Below are 12,229 nucleotides of genomic sequence, written 5' to 3' on the forward strand. Positions count from 1 at the left end.
TAAAATTTACTAATTAAGGCTTAATAATTGAGGGCCAAATTCTTCATACAGAATATTTTCTCTATTTACGCCAAGTGCAACCAAAGATTGATATTGAACTTTTATAAAAATAGCCGGTCCGCAAATATAATATTTTGCATCCTCAATAAGGATTTCTTCTTTTATTTGCTGCAAATCAATTCTTCCTTCGATAGCATTTGTTTCTGATTCGGGCAAAGTTTCATAAAAAACGAAAGAAGTTAACCACTCATTTTGGTTGTTTAATTCCTCGATAGTATCTTTAAACGCGTGAACATTTTCATTGCGACAACTGTGAATCCAAACTGTTTTATTTTTTTGAAGTGAATTTTTATTGGTTTCAACCATACTCATCATAGGAGTAAGTCCAACACCGCCACTAACCAGTACTAAAGGATTTTTTGCGTCTGGATCTGCAAAAAACACCCCCGCTGGTGCACTAACTTCGATACTGTCACCTTCCTTTTTGTTATGTAAAGCATTGGAAACAATACCATCGGGAGATGTGTTTTGACTAATTTCTTTTTTTACTGAAATTCTATAATATTCATTATTAGAATAAGACGACAGACTATATTGTCTAGGCTGTTTATGACCTAATTCAGGAATATACGTACTCACAGATATATATTGACCCGGATAGAAATCAGCAATTTCTTTGTTGTCTTCCGGTTTAAGGTAAAATGAATTAATTTCGTCGCTTTCTTTTACAATTTTAGAGATTATGAAGTTTCTCCAGCCATTCCATCCTCCTTTTTTATTAATTGTTTTTTGGTACATTTCAGCTTCAATACTAATCATTATCTGAGCCAATTCATTGTAAGCACAGGTCCAGGCTTCAATTAATTCTACTGTTGCGAGATCACCTAAGACTTCTTTTATCGATCCGATTAAATGGTTTCCAACAATATCATATTGCTCTGGTTGAATATTTAAACTTACATGTTTATTTCCAATTGATTTTAATGTATTGATCAAAACCGTAGGATTTTCTATGTTTTCAGCATAAGCAAGTACAGCTCCACTTAAAGCATTTTGTTGTTTTCCACTAGCTTGATTTGCCATATTAAAAATGTTTTTCAACTCTGGATTATTGGATAGCATTCTTTGGTAAAAATAGGTTATCAAATCATTTCCATTTGTTCTTAAAATTGGCACAGTTGCTTTTATTAATTCTTTTTGACTTGCATTCATGGTATTGAAATTTATTTTTTACAAAGATAGCAATCATTTTCTATTTGTTGTATTTAAAATACAACAAATAAGTAGCTATATTTATCAAAATATCGTCAAGAAAGGTTAACCTAAACTTTTTATAAATTTTTGCGTTTCTCTTTAAAATTGAATAAATTTGGAAATATTAAAAATGACAGTGAAAACCGAAAGATGCTACAAGAAAAAATAAAAGTCGTAATAAGCGATTTAGACGGAACGTTACTCAACTCAGATCACAAAATATCCCAATACACCAAAACTGTTTTTCAAGAACTCCATAATCAAAATTACCTAATAATTATAGCAACTGGTCGTCATCATCTGGATGCAATGCCTATTGTAGCAGGATTGGATGTTCCTGTTTATTTAGTCACTTCAAATGGAGCACGGATACATTCTCCTGAAAAAGAGCTGATTTTTTCTTATAATATGGAAAGTGAGGCCGTTAAATCCGTCTTGTCTTTAGATATTGATCCTGAAATTACAACCGTATTATTCAGAGAAAATGTTTGGCAAACGAACAAGCACAATGAAAAATTAAATGAGTTTCAACCAGAAGTAAATTATCATCCAGAACTCGTTGATTTTGAAAACTTAGAGGATTTGAGTGCTATAAAAGTATTTTTTACGCACGATCGACATTCAAAATTAATCGAATTAAGAGATCAAATTTTAGAAAATCATACCGGACTTTTTAGCCATGCTTTTAGTCTTCCGCTTTGCCTGGAATTTATGGACAAATCCGTAGATAAAAGTGTTGCGATTGCCAAAATTTTGGAACTGGAAAATTTTGTTTTTCAGCAAGCACTATCTTTTGGTGATGGCTACAATGATGAAAAGATGCTTAATTCTTCCGGTAAAGGTTTAGTGATGGGGAATGCACCTGATAGTTTGAAAAATAAATTGTCTCATTTAGAGGTAATTTTAACTAATGATAATGACGGAGTCGCCAAATATATAGCGCAGGAATTATTGAATAATTAATGTTTTTAACTAACCATATTTTCCCATTTTCAAAAAAAACTAAAACCAAATGAACAAAAAAATAATCTTCGTTATCTGTATCTTGTTTTTCACAACAATTCAAAGTCAAACGCTAAAGCTGGAAGAAATCATGAAAGGCAACACTTTTATTGGTGTTTCCCCTGAAAATGAAAGATGGTCTTTAGATGGTCAGAAAGTGTATTTTGATTGGAATCCAAACAATGAGTTAGGCACAAGTACTTATTTTTGGAAAAATGGATTAACAAAACCAGAATTAGCTTCTCCAGATGAAGCTGCTTTTTCAAAACTAGATTTTAAAAAAACAACTAATCCAGATTTATATTATTACATCGATAAAGGAAGATTATTTTCGTATGCTGTAAAAAGTAAAATCTCGAAAAAACTGTACCAACAAAGCAGTCCGATTGCTAATTTGCAAATGGGTTCTGTACCAGGAGTGCTTTATTTCAGGCAAAATGAAAATCTTTTTCAGTTCAATACCAATGAAGGTTCTATCATTCAAATCACAAACTTTCGTAAAGGAAAATTAGATGAGAAAACCACTGAAAAAGAGTCTTTTTTGAAAAGCCAACAAGCAGAATTATTCCAATTTGTCAGAGATCAGGAAGCACTGAAAAAATGGAATTTGGCAAAATCAAAAACTACAAAATCTGATTTTCCAAAGCCTTATTATTATGGAAAAAACACCTTTGGAAGCTTAAAAGTGGATCCAAAAGGAAACTTCGCCACCTTCAGATTAATAGAAGATTCAGAACGTAAAAGTGAAAAAATGGAACTTTTCATAACTGCTGATGGCTACAACCAAATTGAAGATACAAAGGAGAAAGTTTCTGTAGATAATTTGTTGGCAACTAAATTTGGAGTCTATAACATTATTAAAGATTCTGTTTATTTCGTAAATTTTTCAACATTAAGTCATATTCAGGATGTTCCTAAGTATTTTGAATGGTATGAAAAATCAAAAACGACAGAAAAAAAGAATAAACTGATTGTAGTTCAGGAACCTGTTTACAATGAAAATGGTTCGTATGCAATTAGTGAAATAAGAAGTCAGGACAACAAAGATAGATGGATTGTTAGTTTAAATTTAGAGAAAGGAACTTTTCAGGAATTAGACCATCAGCATGACGAAGCTTGGATTGGCGGACCCGGAATTCCTTCTAATTCTTATGGAAGAGGAACACTGGGGTTTTTGGGAGACAATGAAACCATTTATTTCCAATCCGAAGAAACCGGTTATTCTCATTTATATTCCTATAACCTAAAGTCAAAAAAGAAAACACAGTTAACCACAGGAAATTGGGAAGTACGCAACGTGAGTTTGTCAAAAGATAAAAACTCTTTTTATTTGACCACAACGACTACGCATCCAGGAAACAGAAATTTCTATAAATTAGAAGTTAGAAATCCGGTTTTACAACCAATTTTAACCAAAGATGGTGCTCATGAAGTGAGTTTGTCTCCAGACGAAAGTACATTATTAGTTCGTTATTCGTATAAAAATAAACCTTGGGAATTGTATGTAGCGCCTAATAAAAAGAATACAAACTTAAATCAGATTACGGCTTCAACATCGGAAAGTTTCAAAGGATATTCTTGGCGTGAACCGGAAGTGATTACTTTCAAAGCGCAGGATGGAACTCCCGTAAATGCGAGATTGTATAAGCCGCAAACTGCCAATGCGAATAAAGCAGCTGTCTTGTTTGTTCATGGTGCCGGTTATTTGCAAAACGCGCATAACTATTGGAGTACCTACCACAGAGAATACATGTTTCATAATTTATTGGTCGATTTAGGCTATACTGTTTTAGATATTGATTATAGAGGCAGCGATGGATATGGGCGTGATTTTAGAACAGGAATTTACCGTTTTATGGGCGGGAAGGACTTAACAGATCAAATTGACGGAAAGAAATACCTAGTTGAAAATCATGGAATCGATGCGACAAGAGTTGGGATTTATGGCGGTTCTTACGGCGGTTTCATCACGTTGATGGGAATGTTGACTACGCCTAAAGAGTTTGCTTCTGGAGCTGCATTGCGTTCCGTTACAGATTGGGCGCATTACAATCATGGTTATACTGGAAATATTCTTAATTTCCCTGAAACGGATCCGGATGCTTACAAAAAAAGTTCTCCAATCTATTTTGCAGATAATTTAGAAGGTGATTTATTGATGCTTCACGGAATGGTAGATGATAATGTAGAGTACAAAGATATTGTTCGTTTGTCTCAGCGTTTTATCGAATTAGGGAAGAAAAAATGGAGTTTATCCAGTTTTCCAGTGGAGGCACATGGTTTTAAAGAAACCTATTCTTGGGTTGACGAATACGGCCGAATCTTAAACTTATTCAACGATACGTTGCTTAAAAAATAATTTTAGAGATAAAAGTTAAATTTATGAGTTCGCTTCTTTGCAAAACTCTATGAAATAGTTTTAAATTTGCAAGAACAAAAACACACACAACTAGTATAATGAGCAACACCATCACAACTACTGATTTTAATTTTCCAAACCAGCAATCTGTTTACCGCGGTAAAGTAAGAGAAGTATATAATATCAATGATGAACTTTTGGTAATGGTAGCTACGGATCGGCTTTCGGCTTTTGATGTAGTTTTGCCAAAAGGAATTCCATATAAAGGTCAGATTCTAAACCAAATTGCTACTAAATTCATGGAGCTGACGCAGGATATTGTTCCTAACTGGTTGATTGCAACTCCTGATCCTAATGTGGCGGTAGGGCATTTATGTGCCCCTTTTAAAGTAGAAATGGTCATTCGGGGCTATCTTTCTGGTCATGCTGCCAGAGAATATGCTCTTGGAAAAAGAGAAATTTGCGGAGTTACAATGCCTGACTATTTGAAAGAAAATGATAAATTCCCGGAACCTATTATTACTCCGACTACCAAAGCGGATAATGGCGAACATGACGCTGACATTTCTCGTGAGGATATTTTATCGAAAGGAATTGTTTCTGAAGAAGATTATGTGGTTTTAGAGAAATTCACAAGAGATCTATTTCAAAGGGGAACTGAAATTGCAGCCAGTCGTGGTTTGATTTTGGTTGACACCAAATATGAATTTGGAAAAACCAAAGAAGGGGTAATTGTCTTGATTGACGAAATTCATACGCCGGATTCTTCTCGTTATTTTTATGCTGAAGGATATCAGGAACGCCAAAACAAAGGTGAGGAACAAAAACAATTATCGAAAGAGTTTGTTCGTCGTTGGTTAATCGAAAATGGTTTTCAAGGATTAGAAGGACAACAAATTCCTAATATGACGGATGAATATATTCAAACAGTTTCTGAAAGATATATTGAATTGTATGAAAATATCTTGGGAGAGAAATTTGTAAAAGCAGACATCAGTACTATAGACGAAAGAATCGAGAAAAATGTCTTGGAATATTTAGTCAATAGATAATTATTTACACTAAAAGTAAAATACAAAACCGCAATTCATAATTTTGAATTGCGGTTTTTAGCCCCGATAAAAGTGGAAATCCTTTTCCTTTTTACTTTAAAAAGGAAAAGATTACTTCACTATACTTTTATTTTTATTTGAGTTCAGTGAATTTCATTTAAAACGGATAGCGGGATTAGCTCCTAAAACTATTTGAAATAAGAGAATGTTTCTTCGTTTTCTAACTTCAATAAGGTTTCATAAATTAATTTAATCACATTTTCAACATCGTCACGATGCACCATTTCAACCGTGGTGTGCATATATCGCAACGGCAAGGATATCAAGGCTGAGGCAACACCGCCATTACTATACGCAAAAGCATCGGTATCAGTACCCGTAACACGAGATGAAGCTAATCTTTGGAACGGAATTTCGTTTGCCATGGCGGTTTCTAAAATTAATTCTCTCAAATTATTTTGAACAGCAGGAGCGTAAGTAACTACAGGACCTTTACCAATTTTTGTATCTCCTTCAATTTTCTTTTCAATCATTGGAGTAGTAGAGTCATGACAAACATCGGTTACGATCGCTACATTCGGTTTGATGGTTTTGGTAATCATTTCGGCACCGCGAAGCCCTACTTCTTCCTGAACTGAATTCGTAATATACAATCCAAAAGGAAGTTTTATTTTGTTTTCGTGTAGCAAACGAGCCACTTCGGCAATCATAAACCCACCCATACGATTATCAATCGCGCGACAAACAAATTTATTTTCGTTCAAAATCATGAATTCATCAGGATAGGTAATCACACAACCTACATGAACGCCCATTTTATCAACCTGTTCTTTGGTTTCACAACCAATGTCAATAAATAGATTGTTAACTTTAGCTACTTCTTCTTTGTCTCTCATTCGTGTATGAATAGCAGGCCAGCCAAAAACACCTTTTACAATTCCTGTTTTAGTATGAATATTGACGCGCTTTGAAGGTGCTATTTGGTGATCGGAACCACCATTTCTGATCACGTAGATTAATCCATCGTCTGTAATGTAATTTACGTACCATGAAATTTCATCTGCATGACCTTCAATTACTACTTTATAAGGTGCATCCGGATTTATAATTCCTACCGCTGTGCCGTAAGTATCTGTTATAAAAGTATCAACGTAAGGTTTTAAATAATCCATCCATAATTTTTGTCCACCACTTTCATAACCGGTAGGCGAGGCATTATTAAGATAGTTTTCTAAAAACTCAAGTGACGACTTGTTTAATATTGATTTTGTGCTCATAAAATTATTTTTTTGCTAAATTATAAATTTGGCATTACAGTTGCGTATATAATGTATAATTTTGGCAATTAAACTTTCCTAATATGAAGCTAATTAAATTTTTGTTGTTTTTTCTATTGATAACTTTGTCTGTTAATGCACAGGTAATGCCGCAGGATACTACAAAAATAGGGCATGAGTTAGAAGATGACGAATTGATTCTTAATGACACCATTCAATTACCAGAAATAATAATATACAAGGGAAAAACAGATCCCGAAGCAAGAAAGCAATTTTTATTACTTCAAAGTCGGGTTTATAAAACGTATCCTTATGCAAAACTAGCTTCGGAGCGATTGACGATTCTTAATAAAGGAATGGCAAACCTTAAAACAAATAAGGAGAAAAAAAAATACTTTAAGATAGTAGAAAGTTATTTGAGTGAGGAGTTCGAAGCTAAACTTAAAAAGCTATCTCGTAAACAAGGTCAAATATTGGTAAAGTTAATTCACCGTCAAACAGGCACTACCACTTATGAGTTAGTAAAAAACCTTAAAAGTGGCTGGAAAGCTTTTTGGTCCAATACTGCAGCAAGCATGTTTGACATTAATCTAAAAACAAAATACGAACCCTACTATGTCAACGAGGATTATTTAATAGAAACTATACTAGTACGAGGATTTGATTCAGGAAGATTACAAAATCAAACTCCGGCACAGCCTATTAATTATGACAGCTTGAACGATGCTTGGGTTAGCAGGGCAATTAAATAATACCATCATTTTGTGTTCCTATTTCTATAAAGATAATGTTGCAGCATAGTTAGAAGTGTAGGAGCTACTTTGATAATTTTTTTTATAAATCAGTAATAATAAATTCACTTCTTCTGTTAAGTTGATGCTCCTCCTCAGTGCACTCTAGATCGTCTACACATCTGTTTACCAGTTGGGTTTCACCATATCCTTTTCCAATTAATCTGCTTGTATGTACTCCATTTTTTATCAGCCAGTTAATAGTAGATTTAGCTCTTCTGTCAGATAACGCTTCATTGTATTTGAACGTTTGTCTGCTATCTGTATGAGAACGAATATCAAGCTTCATCGTTGGGTTTTGATTTAAAACATCTAATATTTTTTCTAAATCAAAAGCTGCCTCTTGCCTGATATTTGATTTATCCAGATCAAAATAAATCATTTTTATATTAAAACATTTACCTAAATCATCCCCTATGGTTACTTTGCACTTTGCATCTTCTAATGCGATTGGTACGTATGTCTTTCCATTTTCATCAGCTATTGTAATCTTTTGTTCTTTTGCAGTATATTCAGGTTTTTGAGCCCTTACGTAATATGTTTTACCACATTCAACAGGAAAAAAATAATTAGCTTTATCATCTGAAAGGGTTGTATTTACAATGTTAAAATGATTGTCAAATAGAGTAATTTTAGTGTTCGGAAGGAATTCTTTTGTAGCAATATCAGTGATCTCACCATATAATAACTGTTGGCAAATAATTTTTTTCAGTTCTGAAAATTTATAAATATCATCATATCCTAAACCACCATCTCTATTGGAAGAAAAAAAACCTTTTCTTGATTTTGTATCAATTAAGTAGGCAAAATCATCTTTTGGAGAATTAATATCTGCCCCCACATTTTGTATCTCACCAAAAGTTCCATTGGGATTTATAGCGGCAACAAAAACATCTAAACCTCCTAAGCCAGGATGGCCGTCTGATGCAAAATATATTTCGTTCTCATCATTTACAAACGGAAATGTTTCTCTACCTTCAGTATTTATCACAGCACCTAAATTCTCTGGAGTGCCAAAGCTTTTGTCATTGTGTATTATTACTTTAAATAAATCAGATTGACCTATAGTTCCGGGCATATCCGAGACAAAATATAATGTTTTCTCATCTGGACTTAGTGTAGGATGAGCCGTACTGTAATTATCATTATTAAAAGGAAGTTCGGTTATATTAGACCATTTGTCATTTTCTAAAGTGGCTTTATATATTTTTATTAAAGTAATTTTATTAGCATCTTTTCCTTTTTTTCCATCAAGATAGTTGTTACGGGTGAAGTACATGGTTTTTCCATCTTTTGTGAAAGCAGGAGTAGACTCGTTAAATTTAGAATTTATATGGGCATCGAACTGGAGAGGGTTTCCCGGATTCCTATTTTCCCCTAAATTGGCAGTATATAAATTGGTAAAATATTGATTTGTCCATTTATGTTTTCTTTGGCCTACACTTCCGGTGTCCCTTGCCGATGCAAATACGATTTCATTTGCATGAAATGCAGTACCGTAATCGGAATATATAGAATTTATTCCAGCATCCTCGATTTTATATCTTCCGGAATTTGCTTTGATTGCGTCAAGATAATTTACATTTTTCATAAAAATCTTGCCGCGGCTATCGTTTCCAGATTTTTGATTGAATAGTTCTAATAGATCATTGGCTTTGTGATTTTGACCAATGGATCTCAAGCACTGTGCATAACGAAAATAATATTCAGGTTCTAAATCGATAGTATTCATTGCAAATAACTCTCCATACCATCTGGCTGCTTTTTCTAACTCTGCATTAAAGTAATAAGAATTTCCTAATTTCTTAAACATATCAGCCGATTTGTATTTTTTTTCGGCTACTTTTTCGTAGGTTTTTATGGCATCAATGTAGGCATAGTTGTCATATTTTTTGTCGGCTACAGTAACTTCCCCTTTTTGTGAGTATCCATGAATAGATAAAGCAGTTATTACAATTGTATAAAGGAGTATATTATTTTTCATACTAATTTTTTTAGAAGAATCTTGGAGTTATAATTTTACCATTATTTTTAAAGATTTCATAGCGCAAGAAAAATTCATGCGAGCCAGAATTATAGTTGTTTAATCGAGTGGTTTCCCTGTCATACCCATATCCTATATACATTCCGTCAGAAATTTGGAAACCAACCATAGCACTAAGTGCAGCACTCCATCTGTAGGCAATACCAACGACAAATTTCTCGTTAAACATAAAGTTTCCTGAAATATCGACTTGAAGAGGAGCACCTTCAATAAATTTTGACAGAACCGCGGGTTTAAATTTTATGGTTCTATTTAAATCAAATATATATCCTGCAATTAAATAATAATTTATTTTTTCTTTGAATATGGCAACTTCATTATTATCATAGCGGTCTGATTCGATAAAGTTAGGAATAGAAAAACCTACATACGCTTTATCCGAATGTAAATAAACACCTGTACCAATATTTGGAGAAAACTTATTATCAATATTTTGTATACTTTGGTCTACAGGATAAGCATCTACAGGATTTAATTTAGATATATCCAAATTGAATAAATTTGCGGTACCTTTTATGCCAAAAGAAAGTTTAAATGTTTCTGAGGTTTGTATGGTATATGAAAAATCGGCAGAAATAGTATTTTCATTGGTGGGACCAATTTTATCATTGATAAAAGAAATTCCTAAACCTAGATTGTTATTATTTAGCGGTGTATTAATCGAAGCTACATTTGTTACAGGAGCACCATCTAAACCCACCCACTGTGTGCGGTGCATAGCAAAAATACTTAATGCTCCTCTAGATCCTGCATAGGCCGGATTGATATTGATTGTGTTGTACATATATTGTGTAAATTGAGCATCTTGTTGTGCATAACTTGTAAATGCTGTAAACATCAATAGGATTAAAAATATTTTTGTTTTCATAGTTGCTTTTTTATTTTGTTTGAACTAATTATTTAAAAAAGGTTCAAAAGGGTATTTAGGATAATGTCAATTCTATTTTTGTTAAAGAATAGTGCTAATTCATTTTTAAAACCGAAGGACAAAAAAGAATCCTCCGATTTTTAAATTAATTCAAGATTATTTACTAAGGTATAAATACCCGTCTAATTTTTTGATTTCCACTTTGCCATTCCCATTAATAGCACTGTAATTTAAGATGTAAAAATAAGTACCGGTAGGTAATCCAGAAGATTGACTAATAGTTGTTCTTCCACGAGATATACCTTCAAAATTATTAGTTTGATTATTATAGTTTTTTGTTTCAAAAACTAATACACCCCAACGGTTATATATTTCAACCGTATTCTCTTGGTAGCAAGTTGTGTTTTCAATATTATCGATTACAAATACTTCGTTTATACCATCTCCGTTTGGCGAAAAAGCATTATGGACTTTTATGTTTCCACATCCTAAAACGATACAATCATCGTTAATATTCACTGTTAACTGGATGCTTTTTGGACACATTTCGTCATTAATTCGATACTCAAAAACTTTGTTTCCTAAAGTCAAACCAAAAGGCGATAAGATATTTCCTTGCAATGCGCCAGTATTATCAACATCTGTCCAAGTTCCATTTATTAGAGTTCCCTCGGGTAACAAATTAAAGATATTGATTGTTGAAGAGTCACCATTACACGCAGAGCTTACAATTGGTGTGGCGTTATTTGATGCTGTTACATTCACAATTTGAGTAAATTTAGAAACATTCCCGCAAGAATCAGAAACAGACCACTCTCTGACAATTGAGTAGGAGTTAAGTGAGCTGTTAGTAATTTTTTCAGTAAATAGTGCGGGGGAAACAGTTGAACAATTATCTGTAAATATAAGTTCCGGTTTCAAAGGAATAGCATCACAATTTACATTAATATTAGATGCAAACTCAGTTGTTGTGGTTGGGCCGTTAGTATCTTGTACACTGATCCTTTGAGAAGCAGTAGTTGCATTTCCTGCTAAATCAGTAGCGGTCCATGTTCTTGTTATCGTATAAGAACCAATACAACTTCCTTGAACCGTTGCGTCAACAAATGTTAGTGTAACAGAACTACAGGTATCAGTAGCTGTTGCTTGAGCAAAATCAGGAGTAGTACTACATTGTATCGTTGATTGCACTGGTAATGATGCAAAGACAGGCGCAGTACTATCTTTAATGATTATTGTTATTACAGCAGTATCACAGTTTTCAGTGTTTGATTTTTCGCATATTTGATACGTTAAAACGTACGTTCCAGGAATTGTTCCATTTAATATATTGATGTTTCCAAGGTTATCCAATTGAATGTTTGAATTTAGTCCAGAAACTAAAGAGATGTTTACCGCTGAAGCCACTACCGGGTTTCCATTTATTGAATCATTTATTAAAACACTTCCTAACAATCCTACTGAAGTACAATTTTCGATTGAAAAAACATCATCATTAGCGACAATAGCAGGCGCAGTAACGGTAACGCTAACGGTGGCAGTATCACAATTGTTTGGATTTATAATTTCACAGATTTGGTAT

The 12,229-nt window shown here is 33.4% G+C and carries 9 protein-coding genes; 4 read left to right on the plus strand and 5 right to left on the minus strand.

Annotation, left to right across the window (positions count from 1 at the left end):
• Positions 1-9: 9 nt before the first annotated feature.
• Positions 10-1,212 (minus strand): NO-inducible flavohemoprotein, encoded by a 1,203-nt coding sequence (gene hmpA, locus EKL95_RS04980; protein ID WP_126563676.1) that lies wholly within the window; start codon positions 1,210-1,212, stop codon positions 10-12.
• Positions 1,213-1,404: 192 nt separating this feature from the next.
• Here hmpA and EKL95_RS04985 point away from each other — a divergent pair, with 192 nt between their 5' ends.
• The 3 genes from EKL95_RS04985 to EKL95_RS04995 all read left to right on the plus strand — a co-directional run bounded on the left by EKL95_RS04985 (position 1,405) and on the right by EKL95_RS04995 (position 5,667).
• Positions 1,405-2,217 (plus strand): Cof-type HAD-IIB family hydrolase, encoded by an 813-nt coding sequence (locus tag EKL95_RS04985; RefSeq protein ID WP_126460109.1) that lies wholly within the window; start codon positions 1,405-1,407, stop codon positions 2,215-2,217.
• 49 nt (positions 2,218-2,266) lie between these two features.
• Entirely contained in the window at positions 2,267-4,615 is a 2,349-nt protein-coding gene (locus EKL95_RS04990) for a S9 family peptidase (RefSeq protein WP_126563677.1), read from the plus strand.
• A 98-nt stretch (positions 4,616-4,713) separates the two neighbouring features.
• Positions 4,714-5,667 (plus strand): phosphoribosylaminoimidazolesuccinocarboxamide synthase, encoded by a 954-nt coding sequence (locus EKL95_RS04995; RefSeq protein ID WP_126563678.1) that lies wholly within the window; start codon positions 4,714-4,716, stop codon positions 5,665-5,667.
• 188 nt (positions 5,668-5,855) lie between these two features.
• Here the strand turns inward: EKL95_RS04995 and EKL95_RS05000 are convergent, their stop codons facing one another.
• On the minus strand, positions 5,856-6,944 hold the full coding sequence (locus tag EKL95_RS05000; protein WP_126459203.1) for a M42 family metallopeptidase: 1,089 nt from the start codon (positions 6,942-6,944) through the stop codon (positions 5,856-5,858).
• A gap of 83 nt (positions 6,945-7,027) precedes the next feature.
• On the opposite strand from EKL95_RS05000, the gene EKL95_RS05005 reads away from it, so the two are divergent.
• Positions 7,028-7,696: a DUF4294 domain-containing protein gene (locus EKL95_RS05005; RefSeq protein ID WP_126459206.1), complete on the plus strand. Its 669-nt coding sequence runs from the start codon at positions 7,028-7,030 to the stop codon at positions 7,694-7,696.
• An 82-nt stretch (positions 7,697-7,778) separates the two neighbouring features.
• Here EKL95_RS05005 and EKL95_RS05010 read toward each other — a convergent pair whose 3' ends face one another.
• The 3 genes from EKL95_RS05010 to EKL95_RS05020 all read right to left on the minus strand — a co-directional run.
• A complete protein-coding gene (locus tag EKL95_RS05010; protein WP_126563005.1) occupies positions 7,779-9,719 on the minus strand; it encodes an OmpA family protein in 1,941 nt (646 codons plus the stop codon).
• A 10-nt stretch (positions 9,720-9,729) separates the two neighbouring features.
• Positions 9,730-10,647 (minus strand): type IX secretion system membrane protein PorP/SprF, encoded by a 918-nt coding sequence (locus tag EKL95_RS05015; protein WP_126553448.1) that lies wholly within the window; start codon positions 10,645-10,647, stop codon positions 9,730-9,732.
• Between the two features lie 156 nt (positions 10,648-10,803).
• Positions 10,804-12,229 (minus strand): gliding motility-associated C-terminal domain-containing protein (locus EKL95_RS05020; protein WP_148103990.1); only part of this gene is annotated, 1,426 nt, incomplete at its 5' end.

It is taken from the genome of Flavobacterium sp. LB2P53 (assembly GCF_003970305.1).
GTDB lineage: Bacteria > Bacteroidota > Bacteroidia > Flavobacteriales > Flavobacteriaceae > Flavobacterium.

What these genes read in the sequence shown, in the direction of transcription:
- hmpA (WP_126563676.1), bottom strand. Translation starts at nt 1,212, where the DNA reads ATGAATGCAAGTCAAAAAGAATTAATAAAAGCAACTGTGCCAATTTTA.
- EKL95_RS04985 (WP_126460109.1), top strand. Translation starts at nt 1,405, where the DNA reads ATGCTACAAGAAAAAATAAAAGTCGTAATAAGCGATTTAGACGGAACG.
- EKL95_RS04990 (WP_126563677.1), top strand. Translation starts at nt 2,267, where the DNA reads ATGAACAAAAAAATAATCTTCGTTATCTGTATCTTGTTTTTCACAACA.
- EKL95_RS04995 (WP_126563678.1), top strand. Translation starts at nt 4,714, where the DNA reads ATGAGCAACACCATCACAACTACTGATTTTAATTTTCCAAACCAGCAA.
- EKL95_RS05000 (WP_126459203.1), bottom strand. Translation starts at nt 6,944, where the DNA reads ATGAGCACAAAATCAATATTAAACAAGTCGTCACTTGAGTTTTTAGAA.
- EKL95_RS05005 (WP_126459206.1), top strand. Translation starts at nt 7,028, where the DNA reads ATGAAGCTAATTAAATTTTTGTTGTTTTTTCTATTGATAACTTTGTCT.
- EKL95_RS05010 (WP_126563005.1), bottom strand. Translation starts at nt 9,719, where the DNA reads ATGAAAAATAATATACTCCTTTATACAATTGTAATAACTGCTTTATCT.
- EKL95_RS05015 (WP_126553448.1), bottom strand. Translation starts at nt 10,647, where the DNA reads ATGAAAACAAAAATATTTTTAATCCTATTGATGTTTACAGCATTTACA.